The organism is Enterobacter sp. RIT418, from assembly GCF_003057745.1.
GTDB lineage: Bacteria > Pseudomonadota > Gammaproteobacteria > Enterobacterales > Enterobacteriaceae > Enterobacter.
In genome coordinates, this window is the sequence record NZ_QBJD02000008.1 from 25,029 (window position 1) to 47,440 (window position 22,412).

General features: G+C 57.3%; 18 protein-coding genes and 1 tRNA gene. 14 read left to right on the forward strand and 5 right to left on the reverse strand.

Going from position 1 to position 22,412, the window contains the following annotated elements:
• The first annotated feature begins 83 nt into the window (after window positions 1–83).
• Together frsA and crl are read left to right on the forward strand one after the other, a co-directional pair.
• Entirely contained in the window at window positions 84–1,328 is a 1,245-nt protein-coding gene (gene frsA / locus DBY73_RS10995) for an esterase FrsA (RefSeq protein WP_112011183.1), read from the forward strand.
• A gap of 57 nt (window positions 1,329–1,385) precedes the next feature.
• Window positions 1,386–1,787, forward strand: a complete 402-nt coding sequence (gene crl, locus DBY73_RS11000) for a sigma factor-binding protein Crl (protein ID WP_112011184.1) — start codon at window positions 1,386–1,388, stop codon at window positions 1,785–1,787.
• 104 nt (window positions 1,788–1,891) lie between these two features.
• Here the strand turns inward: crl and phoE are convergent, their stop codons facing one another.
• Entirely contained in the window at window positions 1,892–2,944 is a 1,053-nt protein-coding gene (gene phoE, locus DBY73_RS11005; protein WP_112011185.1) for a phosphoporin PhoE, read from the reverse strand.
• 304 nt (window positions 2,945–3,248) lie between these two features.
• Between phoE and proB the strand changes: the two genes are divergently transcribed.
• The 5 genes from proB to DBY73_RS11030 all read left to right on the forward strand — a co-directional run bounded on the left by proB (window position 3,249) and on the right by DBY73_RS11030 (window position 7,276).
• A complete protein-coding gene (gene proB, locus DBY73_RS11010) occupies window positions 3,249–4,352 on the forward strand; it encodes a glutamate 5-kinase (protein WP_112011186.1) in 1,104 nt (367 codons plus the stop codon).
• Window positions 4,353–4,363: 11 nt separating this feature from the next.
• Window positions 4,364–5,617 (forward strand): glutamate-5-semialdehyde dehydrogenase, encoded by a 1,254-nt coding sequence (gene proA, locus DBY73_RS11015; RefSeq protein WP_112011187.1) that lies wholly within the window; start codon window positions 4,364–4,366, stop codon window positions 5,615–5,617.
• 111 nt (window positions 5,618–5,728) lie between these two features.
• Window positions 5,729–5,804, forward strand: a tRNA-Thr gene (locus DBY73_RS11020).
• Window positions 5,805–5,975: 171 nt separating this feature from the next.
• A complete protein-coding gene (locus DBY73_RS11025) occupies window positions 5,976–6,755 on the forward strand; it encodes a YceK/YidQ family lipoprotein (RefSeq protein WP_112011188.1) in 780 nt (259 codons plus the stop codon).
• A gap of 200 nt (window positions 6,756–6,955) precedes the next feature.
• Window positions 6,956–7,276: a putative quinol monooxygenase gene (locus tag DBY73_RS11030; RefSeq protein ID WP_112011189.1), complete on the forward strand. Its 321-nt coding sequence runs from the start codon at window positions 6,956–6,958 to the stop codon at window positions 7,274–7,276.
• A 123-nt stretch (window positions 7,277–7,399) separates the two neighbouring features.
• Here DBY73_RS11030 and DBY73_RS11035 read toward each other — a convergent pair whose 3' ends face one another.
• The 3 genes from DBY73_RS11035 to DBY73_RS11045 all read right to left on the reverse strand — a co-directional run bounded on the left by DBY73_RS11035 (window position 7,400) and on the right by DBY73_RS11045 (window position 11,850).
• Window positions 7,400–8,359 (reverse strand): glycosyltransferase, encoded by a 960-nt coding sequence (locus tag DBY73_RS11035; RefSeq protein WP_112011190.1) that lies wholly within the window; start codon window positions 8,357–8,359, stop codon window positions 7,400–7,402.
• Between the two features lie 477 nt (window positions 8,360–8,836).
• Window positions 8,837–10,621 (reverse strand): diguanylate cyclase, encoded by a 1,785-nt coding sequence (locus tag DBY73_RS11040; RefSeq protein WP_112011191.1) that lies wholly within the window; start codon window positions 10,619–10,621, stop codon window positions 8,837–8,839.
• A 119-nt stretch (window positions 10,622–10,740) separates the two neighbouring features.
• Window positions 10,741–11,850 (reverse strand): AI-2E family transporter, encoded by a 1,110-nt coding sequence (locus DBY73_RS11045; protein WP_112011192.1) that lies wholly within the window; start codon window positions 11,848–11,850, stop codon window positions 10,741–10,743.
• A 159-nt stretch (window positions 11,851–12,009) separates the two neighbouring features.
• On the opposite strand from DBY73_RS11045, the gene mmuP reads away from it, so the two are divergent.
• From mmuP to tauD, 6 genes are all read left to right on the forward strand, one after another.
• Window positions 12,010–13,410, forward strand: a complete 1,401-nt coding sequence (mmuP, locus tag DBY73_RS11050; RefSeq protein ID WP_181573230.1) for an S-methylmethionine permease — start codon at window positions 12,010–12,012, stop codon at window positions 13,408–13,410.
• A complete protein-coding gene (gene mmuM / locus DBY73_RS11055) occupies window positions 13,397–14,329 on the forward strand; it encodes a homocysteine S-methyltransferase (protein ID WP_112011194.1) in 933 nt (310 codons plus the stop codon). Before mmuP ends, mmuM begins: the two co-directional genes overlap by 14 nt.
• A 178-nt stretch (window positions 14,330–14,507) precedes the next feature.
• A complete protein-coding gene (tauA, locus tag DBY73_RS11060; protein WP_112011195.1) occupies window positions 14,508–15,470 on the forward strand; it encodes a taurine ABC transporter substrate-binding protein in 963 nt (320 codons plus the stop codon).
• Window positions 15,471–15,480: 10 nt separating this feature from the next.
• Window positions 15,481–16,248 carry a taurine ABC transporter ATP-binding subunit gene (gene tauB, locus DBY73_RS11065; RefSeq protein ID WP_112011196.1) on the forward strand — a complete coding sequence of 256 codons (768 nt, stop codon included), beginning with the start codon at window positions 15,481–15,483 and terminating at the stop codon, window positions 16,246–16,248.
• Entirely contained in the window at window positions 16,245–17,072 is an 828-nt protein-coding gene (tauC, locus tag DBY73_RS11070; protein ID WP_112011197.1) for a taurine ABC transporter permease TauC, read from the forward strand. Before tauB ends, tauC begins: the two co-directional genes overlap by 4 nt.
• A complete protein-coding gene (tauD, locus tag DBY73_RS11075) occupies window positions 17,069–17,920 on the forward strand; it encodes a taurine dioxygenase (RefSeq protein ID WP_112011198.1) in 852 nt (283 codons plus the stop codon). Before tauC ends, tauD begins: the two co-directional genes overlap by 4 nt.
• Window positions 17,921–18,118: 198 nt before the next feature.
• Here tauD and hemB read toward each other — a convergent pair whose 3' ends face one another.
• Complete coding sequence (hemB, locus tag DBY73_RS11080) at window positions 18,119–19,093, reverse strand: porphobilinogen synthase (protein WP_112011199.1); 975 nt, start codon at window positions 19,091–19,093, stop codon at window positions 18,119–18,121.
• 450 nt (window positions 19,094–19,543) lie between these two features.
• On the opposite strand from hemB, the gene DBY73_RS11085 reads away from it, so the two are divergent.
• Complete coding sequence (locus tag DBY73_RS11085; RefSeq protein ID WP_112011200.1) at window positions 19,544–22,321, forward strand: autotransporter outer membrane beta-barrel domain-containing protein; 2,778 nt, start codon at window positions 19,544–19,546, stop codon at window positions 22,319–22,321.
• The last annotated feature ends 91 nt before the right edge of the window (window positions 22,322–22,412 follow it).

Here is a 22,412-nt window from a genome sequence, read left to right on the forward strand (position 1 = left end):
GCCCGGCACTGCCGGGCGTTGTTCTTTTTAGCCTGTAGCGCGTTACAATGGTCTCTATATGACGTATTCATGGAGGCAACGTAATGACGCAGGCGAATCTCTCCGAGACGCTCTTTAAACCCCGCTTCAAGCACCCGGAAACTTCGACGCTGGTGCGTCGCTTCAATCCCGGAACAATGCCTGCCGTGCAATCCGCGTTAGACGGTAAAAACGTGCCCCACTGGTACCGCATGATTAACCGCCTGATGTGGGTCTGGCGCGGCATCGATCCCCGTGAAATTCTCGACGTGCAGGCGCGCATCGTGATGAGCGAGGCTGAGCGTACCGACAGCGAGCTCTACGATACGGTGGTGGGCTACCGCGGCGGAAACTGGATTTATGAGTGGTCCACGCAGGCGATGCTTTGGCAGCAAAAGGCCAGCCAGGAAGAAGATGCCGCGCTAAGCGGCAAGCACTGGCTGCATGCGGCCAACCTTTATAGCATTGCGGCTTACCCGCACCTCAAGGGCGACGAGCTGGCTGAGCAGGCCCAGGCGCTGGCAAATCGCGCCTATGAAGAGGCCGCGCAGCGCCTGTCATGCCGTATGCGCGAAGTTGAGTTTACGATTCCGGGCGGATCGCCGGTAACGGGGTTCCTGCACATGCCGGACGGGGAAGGCCCTTTCTCGACGGTGCTGATGTGCGGTGGCCTGGATTCGCTGCAAATCGACTATTTCAGCCTGTTTGAGCGCTATTTCGCCCCGAAAGGGATCGCGATGCTCACGCTGGATATGCCTTCAATTGGCTTCTCGACGAAGTGGAAACTGACGCAGGATTCCAGCCTGCTGCACCAGCACGCGTTGAAAGCGCTGGAAAACCTTCCCTGGATCGATCACACCCGCGTCGCCGCATTCGGCTTCCGCTTCGGTGCGAACGTCGCGGTGCGGCTGGCGTACCTCGAGTCCTCGCGCCTGAAAGCGGTGGCGTGCCTCGGGCCCGTCGTTCACGCGCTGCTCAGCGATCCGAAGCTGCAGGGCAGCGTGCCGGAAATGTATCTCGACGTGCTGGCGAGCCGCCTCGGCATGCACGATGCCTCCGATGATGCGCTGCGCGTTGAGCTGAACCGCTACTCGCTGAAAACGCAGGGGCTGCTGGGCCGCCGCTGCCCAACGCCGATGCTGTCGGGCTTCTGGAAAAACGATCCATTCAGCCCGGAAGAAGAGTCGCGTTTAATCACCTCGTCATCTTCGGATGGCAAACTGCTTGAGGTGCCGTTCAGCCCGGTGTATCAGAATTTTGACAAAGCGCTTAACGAAATTACGCGGTGGATAGAAAAGAGATTGTGTTAAGAGATTGCTAAATTTTGCTGGTTTGGTAAAACAGTGACTTCACAAAAGGAGATCGCAATGACGTTACCGAGTGGACACCCGAAAAGTAGACTGATTAAGAAGTTCATGGCTCTTGGCCCGTATATTCGAGAAGAGCAGTGTGAAGAGAATCACTTTTTTTTCGACTGCCTGGCTGTTTGCGTCAATGTGAAGCGTGCACCCGAAAAACGTGAGTTTTGGGGCTGGTGGATGGAAATGGAAGCAGAAGAAAAGCGCTTCACCTATAGCTATCAGTTTGGCCTGTTCAATAAAGACGGCAACTGGCAGGCAGCGCCTATCAAAGATCAGGAAGTGATCGATCGTCTTGAGCATACGCTGCAGGAGTACCTCGGCAAGGCTCGAGCCCTGCTGGCAACGCTGGAGCTGAAGCTGGAACCAGCGGATGATTTTTCAAGCGAGGCGGTGAAGCTAACGGCATAGGTTGGCAATCTTATCCGGCCTGCTCGATCCCGTAGGCCCGGTAAGCGCAGCGCCATCGGACATAAAAAACCGGCATTTAAGCCGGTTTTTTTATTACCGCAAAATCAGAACTGGTACGTCATACCCAAGGCAACGATATCATCGCTGCTCACGCCGAGCTTATTATTGTCATCGATCTGGTTGATTTTGTAATCAACAAATGCGGACATATTTTTGTTGAAATAATAGGTCGCGCCCACGTCGATGTATTTCACGATGTCTTCGTCACCGATGCCTTCAATATCCTTGCCTTTAGACTGGACGTAGCCCAGGGACGGACGCAGGCCAAAATCAAACTGATATTGTGCAACCACTTCGAAGTTTTGCGCTTTATTCGCAAAGCCGCCGGAAATGGGCGCCATATTGCGGGTTTCAGAATAAATAGTCGCCAGGTAAATATCGTTGGCATCATATTTCACACCTGTCGCCCAGCCTTCCGCTTTTTTACCTTCACCGCGCGCCTGCAGGTTCTGTTCGTTGGTGCGGTCCGAGCTGGCGTAAGCGCCAATGACGGAGAAATCGCTGCCGCCGAAGTCATAGCTCAGAGAAGTCCCGAAGCCGTCGCCGTTCTGTTTTTTCACGTCGCGGTTTTCGTTTTTACCCTGATATTGCAGGGTCATGTCCAGGCCATCAACCATTCCGAAGAAGTCGGTATTGCGGTAGGTGGCAAGGCCGCTGGCGCGTTTGGTCATGAAGTTATCGGTCTGGGCCAGGCCGTCACCGCCAAATTCAGGGAACATATCGGTATAGGCGGCAACGTCATACAGCGCGCCCAGGTTACGGCCATAGTCGAAAGAGCCGAAGTCTTTGAGCTTAATACCCGCGAAGGCCAGACGGGTTTTCTGTGATGAATCACTTTCCGCTTTATTGCCCGCAAATTCGGCTTCCCAGCGGCCGTAGCCCGTGAGCTGATCGTTAATCTGCGTTTCGCCTTTAAAACCGAAACGCACGTAGGTCTGGTCGCCGTCTTTAGCGTCGTCATCACTGATGTAGTGCATCGCTTTTACTTTGCCGTACACGTCCAGTTTATTTCCATTTTTATTATAAACTTCTGCAGCGTGAACAGATGCGGAAGCCACGACGCCCATTACCACTAATGCCAGAGTGCTTTTTTTCATTTTCGATCCTGAGTGTTTTATAAACGCGCTAATATTCGCTGAACGATAAGCTCATGCTTATGTCCCGTGAAAAACAGGAAGGGTTTTAACGCTCTGGAATGAAAGTTTTATGACAAATTGAGAATTAATCTAAAAATTTGTGTTTTATTATTTCAGTCATGAAAATGTCAAAATCTGCCGCTACGCTTCCTGATCCCGCGCAACAAAGTGTTCCGCTTTGTGCTAAGGCTGTTGGCAACGGGGCTGAGTCCTGCTAAAACGTCTGCTTACATCACTTTCCCTTATTGTTGAACGGCAGAGAATCATGAGTGACAGCCAGACGCTGGTGGTAAAACTCGGTACCAGTGTTTTAACAGGCGGATCGCGCCGCCTTAATCGCGCCCACATCGTTGAGCTTGTACGCCAGTGCGCTCAGCTGCATGCCGCAGGGCATCGTATCGTTATTGTGACTTCCGGGGCGATTGCTGCCGGGCGCGAGCACCTGGGCTACCCCGAACTCCCCGCGACGATCGCCTCCAAACAGCTGCTGGCCGCCGTGGGACAAAGCCGACTTATTCAGCTTTGGGAACAGCTGTTCTCCATCTATGGCATCCACGTTGGGCAGATGTTGCTGACGCGTGCGGATATGGAAGACAGAGAGCGCTTCCTGAACGCCCGCGACACGCTGCGCGCGCTGCTGGACAACAATATCGTTCCCGTCATTAACGAAAATGACGCCGTCGCGACCGCTGAAATCAAAGTGGGCGACAACGATAATCTCTCCGCGCTGGCCGCGATTCTGGCAGGGGCGGATAAGTTACTGCTTCTGACCGACCAGCAGGGGCTGTTTACCGCCGACCCACGCTCTAACCCGCAGGCCGAGCTGATTACCGATGTGCATGGCATCGACGACGCGCTGCGCGCCGTGGCAGGCGATAGTGTTTCCGGTCTTGGCACCGGCGGCATGGGCACCAAGCTGCAGGCCGCCGACGTGGCCTGCCGCGCCGGAATCGACACCATCATCGCCGCAGGCAGCCGCCCCGGCGTGATCGGCGACGTGATGGAAGGCATTTCGGTAGGCACGCGCTTCCACGCGCAGGAATCGCCGCTGGAAAACCGCAAACGCTGGATTTTCGGCGCGCCGCCGGCCGGTGAGCTGACCGTGGATGAAGGGGCCACCGCGGCAATTCTGGAAAGAGGGAGTTCATTACTTCCAAAAGGAATTAAAAGCGTGACAGGTAACTTCTCCCGTGGTGAAGTGATCCGCATTCGCAATCTTGAAGGTCGCGACATCGCCCACGGCGTGAGCCGCTATAACAGCGACGCGCTGCGCCGCATTGCCGGCCACCACTCGCAGCAGATCGACGCCATTCTGGGCTATGAATATGGCCCGGTTGCCGTGCATCGCGACGACATGATTATTCGTTAAGGAGCCTGAACATGCTGGAACAAATGGGCGCAGCCGCGAAGGCCGCCTCGTATAAGCTGGCGCTCCTTTCCAGCCGCGAGAAAAACCGCGTGCTGGAAAAAATCGCTGATTATCTTGAATCACAATCCGCTGAAATCCTGCTCGCCAACGAGCAGGACCTGCTGGAAGCCCGCCGCAACGGCCTGAGCGAAGCGATGCTTGACCGCCTGGCGCTGACGCCAGCGCGCCTGAAAGGTATCGCCGACGATGTTCGTCAGGTCTGCAGTCTGGCCGATCCGGTCGGCCAGGTGATTGACGGCGGGCTGCTCGACAGCGGGCTGCGCCTTGAGCGCCGTCGCGTGCCGCTCGGCGTGATTGGCGTGATTTATGAAGCGCGTCCGAACGTTACCGTAGACGTTGCCTCCCTGTGCCTGAAAACCGGTAACGCCGCCATTCTGCGCGGCGGGAAAGAGACCTGGCGCACCAACGCCGCGACGGTGAAAGTCATCCAGCAGGCGCTGGAGGAGTGTGGCTTACCGGCGGGGGCCATACAGGCCATCGAAAGCCCGGATCGCGCGCTGGTGAACGAAATGCTGCGCATGGATAAATACATCGACATGCTGATCCCGCGCGGCGGCGCGGGGCTGCACAAGCTGTGCCGCGAGCAGTCGACCATTCCGGTGATCACAGGCGGTATCGGCGTGTGCCATATCGTGGTCGATGACAGCGCCGAAATTGAGCCCGCGCTGAAGATCGTTGTGAATGCAAAAACCCAGCGCCCGAGCACCTGCAACACGGTTGAAACGCTGCTGGTGCACGAGGGCATTGCGAGTGCGTTCCTGCCGGCGTTAAGCAAGCAAATGGCGCAAAGCAAGGTTACGCTTCACGCCGATGCTAACGCTCTGGCGCTGCTTCAGGATGGCCCGGCTAACGTTGTTCCCGTCAAAGCCGAGCAGTATGACGACGAGTTCCTGTCGCTGGATCTGAACGTGAAGGTGGTCGCCGATCTCGATGACGCTATCGCGCACATTCGCGAGCACGGTACGCAGCACTCCGATGCGATCCTCACGCGCACGCTAAGCAACGCCGCGCGCTTTGTGAATGAAGTGGACTCGTCTGCGGTATACGTGAACGCCTCCACGCGCTTTACCGACGGCGGCCAGTTTGGTCTTGGCGCCGAGGTGGCGGTAAGCACGCAAAAACTTCACGCCCGCGGCCCGATGGGCCTCGAAGCGCTGACCACCTACAAGTGGGTCGGCATCGGCGATGATACTATTCGTGCGTAATTAACTGCGGGTGATGCAAAAATAGCCGTTTGAATCGCAAGGCCATTGACGCATCACCCCATTAGATCTACTCTTTTGCCCCGTGGTTACGCTCGTAACCGGCCTCTCAGGGCCGATATAGCTCAGTTGGTAGAGCAGCGCATTCGTAATGCGAAGGTCGTAGGTTCGACTCCTATTATCGGCACCATCTTTTTATACGCTTTCTGCATAGTTGAATTGTTTATTGATGTTGATTGACCCACTTTCAACACAATTTTATTGATCTTATATATTTATGATAATAATTCCAACTATGGAACCGATGGAATGATTTAACTAAAAAATCTTTAGTCAATAAACCTTATATGGAAAATCAATAATGAAAAAATGGATGTTGAGCAAAGCAGTATTGTCGTTATGTCTAATGTCATTGGCTGCGCAGCTTTCGGGATGCGGAACGTTAGCACGTGGTGACAGTTACAAAGATACTTATCGTGGTGTAGATCGTGATAAGAAAGAGATAACCAATGCTTATTTGTGGGTGCCTTCATTTGGCCTATGGCCGCTCTTTCATATCATTTCCCTTCCGATTGATGCTGTTATCGATACCGTATTGCTTCCTGTTGACCTTGTCCTTAGTCACACGCCTAAAAAAGAGCTTGCGCAGTCAGCGGAAAATATCCCCGTATTCGCTGCCAACTTGACGAACTCACCTGATTTCAGCTATAGCATCCAAAATAAACGAACGGGGGAGATTCTGACGACAGGGATAACAAGCAAAATACCTCAAAGCGGCAGTCTGTCACCAACCTTTGATATTGTTTCTATTGTAAAGTCGAAATATCCGGAACCGCGTATTGACCCTGTAAAAATTAAATGGGAAGTCTCATCCATCAGCGGTAATTCACGTGGTGCAACTACCACCTTTACCGAAACACGTACGCCAACAAGCGATCTCCGTTTTGCAAAGAGTATCATTATGCTGTTTATGCCTTGCAATTCAGTAATGGTCATCAATTCTGAACGCTCGTTCTATAATTCCAATATTATTAACCAAAAATTAATACAGGATAGCTACAAAAAGCTCGCGCAAATGGCGATGCAGTCGCAGTGTGCTCCGGCAGAGATTAACCCGGAAATACAAGACGTATGGAAATAGTGAGCACTGAGGAAGGCTGTACTCTCCTTAGACAAAATTGCATATGTACGCCTCCGAAAGTATTACTACCCCGTTGGCTCTCAGGCCAAAAGTAATGAGACCGTACCGCTGGCGAAACCTAACGTTCACCACTACGCTGTTTAACGGAATATCGCGCCCTCGCTGGCGCGGTTGTTGTCCATTTTTTAACAGGAAGACTTATGAGCGAAGTGAAGATTGTTGCTACCCTGACGCCATTCCCGGAGCATGTAGATGCGGTGAGAACCGCCGCGAAAAATATGGTGAAACCCACCCACGGTGAAGCGGGCTGCCTGCAGTACGATCTGCACGAAAGCCGGGCGGTGCCGGACGTTCGCGAGCTGGAAAAGGAGGGCCGCGTGTCGTTCGTCTTTATCGAGCGCTGGAAAACAGCAGAGGATTTAAAACAGCATGTCGCCATGCCCTACCACGATGAATTTCTGGCGATCCTCGACGGCAAGCTCGAAAGTCTGAACGTTCAGCGCCTGACCCCGCTTAGCTAACGCCCCCGCAGTGGGGATGATTCAGCGTCCCCGCTCGCTGATCGTCAGTGTGAACGTCAGCGGGCCGTCTTCAGCGCACCCGTAGCGATGCGGCAAATCCGTCCTCGCGTTAGCATCGCCCGTTTATTCCCGACGCGCCGAGCGCAGGCAGGGCATATACATTTTGTAAGCCAGCTTAAGAAGAAAGAAGACGTCGCTCGTCGTGCGGATGGCAGAAATGAGCGGCTGTAACCCGATGCGTGAGCGGAAACGGGCCTGCAGCGCCCTTTGGCTGCTTACCTTGCGTCGGTAAAGGCCTAAAAAATGGCGGGTCTCCACCAGCGCGTGTCGGGCCAGCGCGTATTTTATGTCTCGGTATTCTGGCTTCATGCTGATTGTCAGAATCTCCGCAATCACCTCAATATAGCTGGTCGCGCGGACGTCGTAATAGTCCTGGCGGTGCGTAATCGACGCCGGATTATTGATATAGAGATAATCTTTTCTATCAGAGAAATAAAACCGACCGTTTTCGGCGGCGAGGTGCAGCGTCCACACGATATCCTTGTGGCTCTTTCCCGCCTGAAAGCTCAGATTATTTTGTCGGATATAGGACGAACGCACCATCTGAAGCCATAAATAATGCGGCCACTCCCGCTGGTTGACGCAGCGGTGAATCCATTGCCATCCGCTCAGCATCTTTCTGTAGGGTTGTTTATGATGCACGGGATGGGTGCTATCTCCGCGCCAGCCGTTGAAAATAACGACATCGGCCTGCGCCTCGCAGGCTATAGCGAAACGCTCGGGCAGAAAATGGTCTTCAATCCGATCGTCGGCATCCAGAAAAATGACCCACTCTCCGCGATGAACCGCCAGCGCGGCGTTCCTCGCTGCATACACGCCCTGATTATTCTGGCTTATGACGATAAGGCGTTCATCGTCGAGCGTGCGAAGTACCGCTTCGGTGGCATCCGTTGAGCCGTCGTTAACGACGATAATTTCAATGCTCGCAGTCTTTTCGCTAAGGAGTTTAGCTACCAACGGAACGATAGCGTCCTGAGCGTTAAATACTGGAATAATGACGCTGATATCGATTTTATTTATCATAATGGAGCGTAAAACAGTGAAGGGATCGGCTTGTTAAGAAGGGAAATACGCCTGGCAGGGCGTTATTTTTTGCCATGAGCGTCCCGGCTCGATGCAGGAATACTTATTTTCGTTCTTATTTCCTGATTAATCACCAGCAGGCATTTATCACAGTACTCTTTATCTAGCCCAAAGAATCTGGCCAGAAAGCCTCTTTTCTTTTTACACCGCATGCATCTTTTCATTCCATCACCTGCTGTCATAGCCCGCGTCGTATTTTGGACGAAAATACCCCTGCCCGTCGGATGACAAGATAATCATTTATAACAATGAATTTACGTGATGGCGGAATTTAGCATGCGTGATGGCGGGAGGATAATTCATTTTGCAGATCGATTTTTTTTAATCGATCGGTTTTATCGATCATGGTAACGCCCCTGAAAGGGGGCCAGGGTTAATGTTGGCCGCTTTCCCTGCGTGCTGCGCGCACCCCCTCTTTTACTCTGCCTTTAGCATGCCGAAGCTGACGATGCGCGAGCGGCCGAGCTCTTTTGCCCGATAGAGCGCAACGTCCGCGGCGCGCAGCAGGTTGTCGCTTTGGGCATGTTGCGGATAGCTGGCGATGCCGATGGAGACATCCACCGGGCCGATTTCAGTCAGCCCGTAGCGGATGCTCAGCGTATGCACCTCGCGATGGATTTCGCTGGCGCAGGCGAACGCCGCGTCTTCATTTGCGTCGGCTAACAGGGCTAAAAACTCCTCGCCGCCGTAGCGGAACGCCATCCCGCCGTCGCGGACGGCGCGTTTGACAATGCCCGCCACGCTCTTAATCACCTCATCTCCCGCTTCATGGCCGTAGCGGTCATTAATGGTTTTGAAGTGGTCAATGTCGATCATCAGGCAGCTCAAGGATTCGCTGCTGCGCATTGCCTGCGCCAGTTGCGTGCGCAGCGTATCGTCCAGATGATGGCGATTGCGCAGCCCGGTGAGCGGGTCGAACAGCGCTTTCTCCAGCAGCGCATCGCGCAGCCGCTGGTTTGCCAGCGCCAGCCCCAGCGCTTCGGCCATCAGCTCAAGGTAGGCGCGGGCGGGCGCGTTGTCCGGCGTGATGTTCTGGAAAGAGAGCAGGCCAATCGCCTCGCCCTGCGCGATCAGCGGAACGCACAGGGAGCAGTCCGCGCTGGACGGCGGCAGATGGTAGCAGGCGATATCCGGTTCGCCGCTGACCGGCGGGTGGCTCTGCCCACGGCGAATGGCCCAGCACGCGTCCGAATCAAAGGGATGATTATCGCCGTCGGGGTCAAGCCATTCCGCCACGCAGCGCATCTGCCACGGATCGCGTTCCAGAATATACAAGCGCCCGGCCACCCCCGGCGCCACGTTCGGGGCAAACAGCTCGGCGACGTTAATCACGTCAGCGAAGTTTTCACAGCCCTGCAGGCGCTGGGTCATCCGCGCCAGCAGCTCGCGGATGGCCCAGTCCGCGTCGCGCTCGCGTTCGAGCCGCTGCCGCGCCAGGCCGTTTTCACGAAAAATATGAATGGCCTGCGCCATGTCGCCGATCTCATCAATCTGGTTAAAGTTGGGCGTCTCTACCGCGTAGTCCTGCGAGGCGAGGCGATGCACCACGTCGCTCAGGCGAACGACCGGGCGCAGCACGCGGCGCTTTAGGATGAAGCCAAGGACAAAGAGAAAGAGCAGGGCGGTTAGGCCGACCATGATTTCCGAGGCGGTGCGCAGGGTTTTCGAGGTTTTGGTGGCGGCCTGCACCTCTGCGATGATGCGTGAGTCGAGCATCTGGCGAAAATGGTCAATCTGCCGCTGCGCGCGCTCAATCTCGAGCTCGTAGGCGCTGCCGAACAGCAGGTCCACGGCCTGCTGTCCTTCACCGCGCGCCATGCTGGAGAGCGCGGCCTGCTGCTCATCCTGCAGCTCATCAATTATTTTTAGCCCCTCACCAAGCAGCATCAGTTCTCCGCTGGTGGCTCCTGCATCTTTCAGCTGCACCATACGATGCTCGGTGCGTTTCAGGACGCTTTCTTTTTGCTGGAACTCGTCAAGGATGGCCGGCTCTTTTTTGATGACGTACAGGCGCGCAAGGTCGGACAGCATCCACGCGTCCGTCTCCACCTCTTCCGTGATCTGATCGAACTGCTGGCGCTGCTTAACGGCCTGACGCTCAACGCTGTCAGCATTCGAGGCCAATATCATGACGACGCCGGAGGCAATAGTCAGGCATACCGTGGCCCCATAGGCCCAGTTTGTGATCGTGGCGATTCGCACCAGCGGGTTCCTTATACGGCAAGAGTGGATGCGTTATTTCAAATTATAGAAAAGCTTTGATTTATGGTGAAAAAAAAGGCGGCATTGCGCCGCCCGGTGTGAAGTCTGTCCGCCAGGGCTTACAGGTCCGGCGGGTTTCTTCCTTCCTCAATAAAATCAGCATCCAGCTCTTCGGCGTTGCCCGCGTGGTCGCGGCCGGAGAAGAGGTTCCAGCAGGCGATAAACAGCGCCGCGATCAGGGGACCAATCACAAAGCCGTTAATGCCGTACAGCTCCATGCCGCCGAGCGTGGAGATCAGGATCAGGTAGTCCGGCATTTTGGTGTCTTTCCCCACCAGCAGCGGACGCAGAATGTTGTCTACCAGCCCGACGATAATCACGAAGAAGCCGACGATAAACAGCCCCTGCCAGATCTGGTGCGTGGCGAACAGGTAAATGGCGGCAGGCACCCAGACAATCGCCGAGCCCACGGCGGGCACCAGTGAAAGAAACGCCATCAGCGCGCCCCAGAGGATGCTGCCGTCAATGCCGACAATCGCAAAGGCGATGCCGCCGAGCGTGCCCTGAACCACGGCGACGACCGCCGTGCCTTTCACCGTCGCCCGCGACACGCCGACAAACTTGGCAAACAGGTGCTGTTTGACAAAGTCGCTCAGCGGCAGAGAGTCGAGGATCTGGCGCACCAGGTACGGCCCGTCCTTGAGCAGGAAAAACAGCAGGTAAAGCATGATGCCGAAGCTAATGGCAAAGCCAAACGTCCCTTTGCCGATCAGGAACGCGCTGCCCGCCAGGTATTGCCCGCCCTGCAGCGCCACGTCGGAAAGCTTTTTCTGGATTTGCGCGGCGTTGGTGAGGTTGTGATCGGCCAGGAAGCCGCTGGCCCAGTCGGGCAGGCGGTTAAAGATGCCCGCCACCACTTCCGGGAACTGGGTGTTGTTTTGCTGCAGCTTCGTGTACACCACGTTCAGCTCGATGGCGAGCGATGAGAGGATCACCATTAAGGGAATAAAGACGATCAGGCAGATGATGCACAGCGTCAGGAACGAGGCCAGCCCGTTGCGATCGCCCATCGCCACGCGCAGCTTGTTTTTTACCGGGTTGAAAATAATCGTGAGGATGGCGGCCCACAGAATCGCCGAGAAATAGGGCGACAGCACGTCAAAGAAGGCCCACGTGACAAGGGCAAGAATGAAGATGAAGAAACCTTTAGTCAGTCCATTAAAACGCATTGATGTGTCCTGTTTGCTAAGAAACTGTGACGACTATAGAACTGATTTGAGGATTTACCAATATTTGCGCGGCGAACGGCGCGTCTGGCTATTTGTTAACAATCGCGGTATAACACTCCTTCTTTGGATGTTTAGATGTCCATACGTGTAGAAGGTAATATGCAAAAAGAACTCGAAAATGGGCAGCTTAAGCGCACCATGAAAACGCGCCACCTGATTATGCTCTCGCTGGGGGGCGTCATCGGCACAGGGTTATTCTTTAATACGGGCTACATCATCTCCACGACCGGAGCCGCGGGCACGCTGCTGGCGTACCTGATTGGCGCGCTGGTGGTGTGGCTGGTGATGCAGTGTCTGGGCGAACTTTCGGTCGCGATGCCGGAAACCGGCGCGTTTCACGTATACGCCGCGCGCTATCTTGGCCCGGCAACGGGCTACACCGTGGCGTGGCTCTACTGGCTGACCTGGACGGTGGCGCTGGGGTCAAGCTTTACCGCCGCCGGTTTCTGCATGCAGTACTGGTTCCCGCAGGTGCCCGTCTGGGCATGGTGCGTGGTGTTCTGCGTGGTCATCTTCGGCCTCAACGCCGTCTCGACCCGCTTCTTTGCCGAAGGTGAATTTTGGTTCTCGCTGGTGAAAGTGATCACCATCATCGCGTTCATCGTTCTCGGCGGCGCGGCCATCTTCGGCTTTATCCCGATGGCGGACGGTTCTCCCGCGCCGGGCCTGGCGAACATCACCGCCGAAGGCTGGTTCCCTCACGGCGGGCTGCCGATCCTGATGACCATGGTGGCGGTAAACTTTGCCTTCTCCGGGACGGAGCTGATCGGCATTGCGGCCGGGGAGACGGAAAACCCGCATAAGGTCATTCCGGTGGCGATCCGCACCACCATCGCGCGGCTGATCCTCTTCTTTATTGGCACCGTGTTCGTGCTGGCGGCGCTGATCCCGATGCAGCAGGCGGGCGTCGAGAAAAGCCCGTTCGTGCTGGTGTTTGAAAAGGTCGGCATTCCCTACGCGGCGGATATCTTCAACTTTGTGATCCTGACGGCGATCCTTTCGGCGGCGAACTCCGGGCTGTATGCGTCCGGGCGCATGCTGTGGTCCCTCTCGAATGAAAAAACGCTGCCGCGCTGCTTTGCCCGCGTCAATAAACGCGGCGTGCCGCTGACGGCGATCTCCGTTTCCATGCTCGGCGGCGTGCTGGCGCTGTTCTCCAGCGTGATTGCGCCGGACACGGTATTCGTGGCGCTGTCGGCCATTTCAGGCTTTGCGGTGGTGGCGGTGTGGATCAGCATCTGCGCGTCGCACTTCGTCTTCCGCCGCCGCCATCTTCAGTCCGGCCAGCCGCTCGACGCGCTTGCGTACCGTGCGCCGTGGTATCCGCTGGTGCCGGTGCTCGGGTTTGTGCTGTGCCTGGTGGCCTGCGTCGGCCTGGCCTTCGACCCAGGCCAGCGCATTGCCCTTTACTGCGGGCTGCCGTTCGTCGCCCTGTGTTATGGTGCGTACTCTCTGACCCAAAAAACGACGACGCAGGAGCCTGAACATGTCGCAGAATAATCCGCTTACCGCTCTCCTTGAACAACGGCCTTTCGTGGTGCTGGACGGGGCGATGGCCACGGAGCTGGAGGCGCGTGGCTGTAACCTGGCCGACAGCCTGTGGTCCGCGAAGGTGCTGATGGAAAACCCGGAGCTGATCCGCGAGGTCCATCTCGACTACTACCGGGCGGGTGCGCAGGTGGCGATCACCGCCAGCTATCAGGCCACCCCAGCGGGCTTTGCGGCGCGCGGGCTGGACGAGGCCCAATCCCGCGCCTTGATCGGCAAAAGCGTGGAGCTGGCGCGCAAGGCGCGCGAAGCATACCTGGCCGAGAACGCCCATGCGGGCACGCTGCTGGTGGCCGGTTCCGTTGGGCCATATGGGGCGTATCTGGCGGATGGCTCCGAGTACCGCGGAGATTACGCGCGCAGCGCTGAGGAATTTACCGCGTTCCACCGTCCGCGCGTGGAAGCGCTGCTGGACGCCGGAGCCGATCTGCTGGCCTGCGAAACGCTGCCTTCGTTTGCGGAGATCGGGGCGCTGGTTTCGCTACTCGCGGAATACCCCCGCGCCCGGGCGTGGTTCTCGTTAACCCTGCGCGACAGCGAGCACCTGAGCGACGGCACGCCGCTGCGCGACGTGGTGGCCGCGCTGGCCGATAATCCGCAGGTTGTCGCGCTCGGCATCAACTGCATCGCGCTGGAAAACACCACCGCGGCGCTGAAGCATCTGCAGGGCCTGACGGCGCTGCCGCTGGTGGTTTACCCGAACTCGGGCGAGCACTACGACGCGGTGACCAAAACCTGGCATCACCACGGCGAAGCGTGCGAGACGCTGGCGGGCTATCTGCCGCAGTGGCTGGCGGCGGGCGCGAAGCTGATTGGCGGCTGCTGCCGGACGACGCCGAAGGACATCGCGGAGCTGAGCGCGCAGCGCTGATGCCCTCACCCTGACCCTCTCCCACAGGGAGAGGGGAAAAAACGAACCGCACAAAACCAACTATCCTTTCCCGCTTTTTATCTAAAAACGAATCGCTATTAGCGATGCCTTTTTATTCCTTTATCAAAATAGCCGCGCCGGAAATACTGCCTCCATAACAACAAGGGGAGCAGGCACTATGGCCATTTCATCGCGAATCACATTACTCGGCGCGCTGGCGCTGTGGGCATTCCAGGCGCAGGCGGTCGACGTCACCGTCGCCTACCAAACCTCCGCCGAACCGGCGAAAGTCGCGCAGGCGGATAACACCTTCGCCAAAGAGAGCGGCGCGAAGGTCGACTGGCGCAAGTTCGACAGCGGCGCGGCCATCGTGCGCGCGCTGGCCTCCGGCGACGTGCAGATCGGTAACCTCGGCTCAAGCCCTCTGGCCGTCGCGGCCAGCCAGCAGGTGCCGATTGAGGTTTTCCTGCTGGCTTCCCAGCTCGGCAACTCCGAGGCGCTGGTGGTGAAGAAAAATATCACTAAGCCTGAAGATCTTATCGGCAAGCGTATCGCCGTGCCGTTCATCTCCACCACCCACTACAGCCTGCTGGCGGCCCTGAAGCACTGGGGAATCAAGCCGGGCCAGGTGCAAATCATCAACCTGCAGCCGCCGGCGATTATCGCGGCCTGGCAGCGCGGCGATATTGACGGAGCCTACGTCTGGGCACCCGCCGTGAACGCGCTGGAAAAGGACGGCACCGTATTAACCGATTCCGAAAAGGTGGGCCAGTGGGGATCGCCAACGCTCGACGTGTGGGTGGTGCGCAAGGACTTCGCCGCGAAACATCCTGAGGTGGTGAAAGCCTTTGCCAAAAGCGCCATCGACGCGCAGCAGCCCTACATTGCCAACCCGGACGAATGGCTGAAGCAGCCCGCCAACCTGGAGAAACTTTCCCGCCTGAGCGGCGTGCCGGAAGCGGACGTCCCGGGGCTGGTGAAGGGCAACACCTATCTGACGCCTGCCCAGCAGGTACAGCAGCTGACCGGGCCGGTGAACAAGGCGATTGCGGATACCGCAACCTTCCTGAAAGAGCAGGGCAAAGTGCCTGCCGTCGCGGCGGACTATAGCCAGTACGTTACCGATCGCTTCGTGAAATAAGGAGAGCGCCATGCTGAGCATCACCAACCTCTACGCCAGCTACGGCGGCAAGCCCGCGCTGGAGGATATCAACCTGACGGTGGACAGCGGCGAGCTGCTGGTGGTGCTTGGCCCTTCCGGCTGCGGGAAAACCACGCTGCTGAACCTGATTGCCGGATTTGTGCCGTATCAGCACGGCGCTATTCAGCTGGACGGCATAAAGGTTGATGGGCCCGGCGCCGAGCGCGGCGTGGTATTTCAGAACGAAGGGCTTTTGCCGTGGCGCAACGTGCAGGAAAACGTGGCGTTCGGCCTGCAGCTGGCGGGCATCGGCCGCGAGCAGCGGCTGGAGACGGCGCGGCAAATGCTGAAAAAGGTCGGGCTTGAGGGCGCGGAAAAACGCTTTATCTGGCAGCTTTCCGGCGGCCAGCGCCAGCGCGTCGGCATTGCCCGCGCGCTGGCGGCGAATCCGCAGCTGTTGCTGCTGGACGAGCCTTTTGGCGCGCTGGATGCGTTCACCCGCGAGCAGATGCAAACCCTGCTCCTGCGCCTGTGGCACGAGGGCGGCAGGCAGGTTCTGCTGATCACCCACGACATCGAAGAGGCCGTTTTTATGGCGACCGAGCTGGTGCTGCTTTCGCCGGGGCCGGGCCGCGTGCTGGAGCGCCTGCCGCTCGATTTTGCCCGCCGCTTCGTGGCGGGAGAGCCGGTGCGCAGCATCAAGTCCGACCCGCGCTTCATTGCGCTTCGCGAATACGTTTTGGGCCGCGTGTTTGAGCAGCGGGAGGCCTTCTCATGAGCCTTGTAGCCAATGAAAAAACGCCGCGCGCGCGTCTTGCCCTGCGCTGGCCTTTCTCGCGTCAAATGACGCTGAGCGTCGGCACGCTGCTGGTGCTGCTGGCGATATGGTGGATGGTGGCGGCGCAGGCGTGGATAAGCCCGCTGTTTCTGCCGCCGCCGGGGCAGGTGCTGGCAAAGCTGATTGCCATCGCCGGGCCGCAGGGCTTTATGGACGCCACGCTCTGGCAGCACCTCGGCGCAAGCCTGGCGCGCATCCTGGTGGCGCTGCTGGCGGCGGTGATTATCGGCGTGCCGGTCGGGATCGCGATGGGGCTCAGCCCGACGGTGCGCGGCATTCTCGACCCGCTGATTGAGCTTTACCGCCCGGTGCCGCCGCTGGCGTATCTGCCGCTGATGGTGATCTGGTTTGGCATCGGCGAAACCTCAAAAATCCTGCTGATTTATCTGGCGATTTTCGCCCCGGTTGCCATGTCGGCGCTGGCGGGCGTAAAGAGCGCTCAGCAGGTGCGCATCCGCGCGGCGCAGTCGCTGGGCGCCAGCCGCGCGCAGGTATTGCTGTTCGTCATTTTACCCGGCGCGCTGCCGGAGATTTTAACCGGCCTGCGCATCGGGCTCGGCGTCGGCTGGTCCACGCTGGTGGCGGCGGAGCTGATTGCGGCCACGCGCGGCCTTGGGTTTATGGTGCAGTCGGCGGGAGAGTTTCTGGCGACTGACGTTGTGCTGGCAGGGATCGCGGTCATCGCCGTGATTGCCTTTGGTTTAGAACTGGGGCTGCGCGCGCTTCAGCGCCGCCTGACGCCCTGGCATGGAGAAATGCAATGAGTGAACGTCTGACCATCACCCCGCTGGGGCCGTACATTGGCGCACAGGTTTCCGGCCTGGATGTGACTCGCCCCCTGAGCGATAACCAGTTCGAACAGCTCTACCACGCGGTGCTGCGCCATCAGGTGGTGTTTCTGCGCGAGCAGGCCATTACCCCGCAGCAGCAGCGCGCGCTGGCGATGCGCTTTGGCGATCTGCATATTCACCCGGTCTACCCGCATGCGGAAGGGGTCGAGGAGATCATCGTGCTGGACACCCATAACGATAATCCGCCGGACAACGACAACTGGCATACGGACGTGACCTTCATCGACACGCCGCCTGCCGGGGCGATTCTGGCGGCAAAGCGGCTGCCGGAAAACGGCGGCGACACGCTGTGGGCCAGCGGCATTGCGGCGTTTGAGGCGCTCTCCGCGCCATTCCAGGCGCTGCTGAGCGGCCTGCGGGCGGAACACGATTTCAAAAAATCATTCCAGGAATACAAGTATCGCAAAAGCGAAGAGGAGCACCGGCGCTGGCAGGAGGCCGTGGCGAAACACCCGCCGCTGCTGCATCCGGTCGTGCGTACCCATCCGGTCACGGGAAAGCAGGCGCTGTTTGTGAACGAAGGGTTCACCACCCGCATCGTGGACGTGAGCGAGAAGGAGAGCGAGGCGCTGCTGGGCTTCCTGTTCGCGCATATCACGAAGCCGGAGTTTCAGGTGCGCTGGCGCTGGCAGGAAAACGATCTGGCGATTTGGGATAACCGCGTAACGCAGCACTATGCCAACGCGGACTACCTGCCGCAGCGCAGGATTATGCAGCGGGCGACGATTCTGGGGGATAAGCCCTTTTATCGTGCGCCGTGATCCCCTCTCCCCGAAGGGGCGAGGGGACTGCTCGGTGCGGTTTGCCTTGAGGTCGCTACCAGCCCGTCCAGGGGGCGGGCCCCGCCCGAGGCCAAAGGTCGTCAAGAACGCTATCGAGACTGAACATGATGGCTCCTCCTGCCGTCTTGCGAAGACGGTAGAAGGAGCGGGTGTCGGTTGTATTGCAGCGGGTGAAGATTAGCGGAGGATTTTTTTCTCGGCCAGATCCAGCGCGAAGTAGCTGAAGATCAGATCTGCGCCCGCGCGCTTGATCGCGCCGAGGCTTTCGAGGATCACTTTCTCTTCGTCGATCGCGCCCTCCTGCGCGGCAAATTTGATCATCGCGTATTCGCCGCTCACCTGGTAAGCGCCCAGCGGCAGCTCGGTGCGCTCGCGGATATCGCGCAGGATATCCAGATATGCGCCCGCCGGTTTCACCATCAGGCAGTCTGCGCCCTGGGCTTCATCCAGCAGGGACTCGCGGATCGCCTCGCGGCGGTTCAGCGGGTTCATCTGGTAGGTTTTGCGATCGCCCTTCAGCGCCGTGCCCGCGGCTTCACGGAACGGACCGTAGAAGGAGGAGGCGAATTTGGTGGAGTAGGACATGATGGCGGTGTCGGTGAAGCCGGCGGCGTCCAGCGCCTGGCGGATTGCCTGAACCTGTCCGTCCATGGCGGCAGAAGGGGCGATGAAGTCAGCGCCCGCGGCGGCGGCAACCACCGCCTGCTTGCCCAGGTTGAGCAGGGTCGCGTCGTTGTCTACGCCGTGATCGCACAGCACGCCGCAGTGGCCGTGGGAGGTGTATTCGCAGAAGCAGGTGTCGGACATCACGATCATCTCCGGCACGGCCTCTTTGCAGATGCGGGACATGCGGGCGACCAGGCCGTCCTCTTTCCAGGCATCGCTGCCCGTGGCGTCGGTGTGGTGAGAAATGCCGAAGGTCATTACCGAACGAATACCCGCATTGGCAATGCGTTCAATCTCGCGCGCCAGGTGCTTTTCTGGAATGCGCATCACGCCCGGCATGGCGTCGATGGCCTTGTAGTCGTCGATCTCTTCTTCAACAAAAATCGGCAACACCAGATCGTTCAAGGTGAGCGTTGTCTCTTCAAACATAGCGCGAAGTGCCGGAGACTTGCGCAGGCGACGGGGGCGAGCAATTAAATCGGTCATGATATGCCTGACGTTTGTGGAACAAAGGAGCCCTAGTGTACCTGAAGATGGGCGGGGGTGTTTTACTAAAGTGGGCGTTATGGATATGCGTTCTCAGGGGCTCAGATCACCCCTTTTTACCGCGCGACGAGAGGGCGCGTAACACGGAAAATAAATGATATATTATGTATTTTTCTGTGGAATTTGGTAAGTTAGAGGTTGGTCAAGTTCACGTCCTGATTATTATACTTAAAACTTATGCGTTATTTCCCGTTTGCGCATTTTTGTCCGTGCTTATTATCGGTTTTGAAAATGTTTTAAGGTTTATCTCTATTACTTGTCTGGATTCGGACTAAATAGAAACATTGATTGAACCTTTTCGAAATGAAACTGCATAATTCCCTCCGCAATTAAATATTGCAAATTCATTGATGGACAAACTTGCTTACGTCCCTGAGGAGGGATGACCCAATGCAAACATGGAAAAAGAAACTGGTTGTATCTCAACTTGCATTAGCCTGCACTATGGCTATCGCTTCTCAGGCCAATGCGAAAGATATTTCCGGTACGACATATAATACTTTTGGATATGATAATACCGCGTCAACGCCCTGGTATTATGGTTATGCCGACTGGAATTACTCGGATGCCATCCACGACGGTGATATTTATCCCGTGATTAATAAATCCACGGTGAATGGTGTTATTTCAACGTACCATCTGGATGATGGCGTAAATGGCCGTGCAAATGCGCTTAGCATTTCTAACAGCACCATTAATGGCATGATTACGTCAGAGTGCATGACCACGACGTGTGCCGATGGCGTCGATACCGACGGCACCCAGCATGCTCAGTACGATCGTTTTAGCCTGACGGTTGACCACTCCACCATTAACGATGCCTACGAACACTACGCGTATGACGTCGTTAATGGCGACACCACAGAAACGCATTACCTTGATACCTATGGTCTTGGGAATGCCATTACCCTGGACGTAGAGTCCGATATCGTTATCCAGAACAACTCCCACGTTGCGGGTATCACGCTGACGCAGGGCTACCAGGAGCTGGATAATACTCCTTACGACGGCGTTGAAGGCGTTGCCAACAGCAGCAACATCTTTACCAACAGCGTGGTGGTGAAAGATTCCGTGCTGACGTCCGGCGCGTACCGCGATCTGGGCACCAGCGGCTTCTATGGCCAGACCGCGAAGCCGAGCGATTATAGCGAAACGAACGCCACGGGCGCGGATGACGCGGCGCTGATCGTTATCGCCGGTGCATCTGATAACGCCATGCAGACCACGGCGACCTTCGACCGTTCAACCGTGACCGGAGACATTCTGTTCTCCAGCACCTTTGATAACAACTTCTACGTCAACGGCGATCCGCAGACCGATACCACCGAAGACGGCGTGTACAACCCAACCACCAACGGCTGGGACGGTACCGACAAGCTTGACGTTACGCTGACCAACGGCAGTAAGTGGGTCGGTGCAGCGCAGACCATCAAAGTTGATGCCATCGGCACCTCACAGATGTATGGTCAGGGCTACAGCAACGTTGACTGGCACGGCCTGTCTCCGAACAGCATCTGGCCTGATTCTACCTTCGACAGCAACGGCCACGTTGCGGGTGAAGAGGTCTACCAAAGCGGCCTGTTCAACGTCGCGCTGGATAACGGCTCAGAATGGGATACCCGCAAGACCTCTAACATTGACGCGCTGAAGGTGAACAACCAGTCGCAGGTCAACGTCGAAAACTCCGGCCTGCTGGCGGATTCCATCACCCTGACCAATGCGTCTACGCTGAATATCGGCGACAGCGGAGCCGTGGCTACAGACAGCCTGTATCTCGACAGCTATAGCCGCGCGGCGCTGACCGAAGAGACGGCAGAGCTGTATGCCAACACCCTTACGGTAGACAACCATGCCGAGCTGGCGCTGGGTCTGGGTCAGGTAGATACGCACAACATGGTGCTCACCGATGGCGGCGTGCTCAACGTTGCCAGCCGCGATTACGTGCTGAACAGCGATCTGAACAACGCGCGTTATATCACCAACGACCGTTACAAATCTGACTACGACCACGGCGTGATTGCGCTCAACTCTGACGGCCACCTGGCCGTGAACGGCGACGTTGCGGGTAACTACAGCGTGCGTATTGACGATGCAACCGGCGCGGGTTCCGTCGCGGAGTACAACAACAGAGAGATCGTTCGCGTCTACGACAATAACGCGGACACCAGCGCTCGCTTTACCGCAGCCAACAAGGCCGATCTGGGGGCGTATACCTATGAGGCGCAGCAGCGCGGCGACACCGTTGTGCTGGCGCAGCAAGAGCTGACCGACTCGGCCAATATGGCGCTGAGCATTCCTTCTGCGAATACCAACATCTGGAACCTGCAGCAGGATACGCTGGGGGCTCGTCTGACCAACGCCCGTCACGGCCTGGCGGATAACGGCGGCGCGTGGGTGAGCTACTTCGGCGGTAACATCGACGCGGATAACGGCGTGGTGAGTTACGATCAGGACGTGAGCGGCATCATGGTGGGTGTTGATACTCTGATTGACGGTAACAACGCGAAGTGGACCGTGGGTGGCGCAGCTGGCTTCGCGAAAGGCGATGTCAGCGACCGTACCGGTCAGGTCGATCAGGATAGCCAGACGGCGATGATTTACGCGTCCGCGAAGTTTGCGAACGATGTCTTCCTCGACAGCTCCCTGAACTATACCCGCTTCAACAGCGACCTCTCTGCGAGCATGAGCAACGGTCAGTACGTGGACGGTAATACCACTACCGATGCCGTCGGCTTTGGCCTGAAGCTGGGCTACGACTGGAAACCTAACCTGTCTGGCTACGTTACGCCTTATGCTGCCGTATCGGGTCTTTTCCAGTCGGGTGATGATTATCGTCTGAACAACGACATGCGTATCGACGGCCAGTCTTACGACAGCCTGCGCTATGAGCTCGGCGTTGATGCGGGTTACACCTTCAACTACGGCGGCGATCAGGCCCTGACGCCTTACTTCAAGCTGGCGTACGTGTATGACTATGCGGACAACACCGCGAATATCAACGGTGACACCATCGACAACGGCATGGAAGGTTCTGCCGTTCGCGTGGGGCTGGGTACGCAGTTTAGCTTCACCAAAAACTTCAGCGCATACACCGATGCTACCTACCTGGGCGGCGGCGACGCTGAGCAGAACTGGGGCGCAAACCTGGGCGTGAAATACACCTGGTAAATCTAAAAGCGGGAGAGATCGTCTCTCCCGCTTTTTACTGTAACAAGAGAAAATAATATAGAACCGAAAAAGACAGATGACTTGAGGTCTG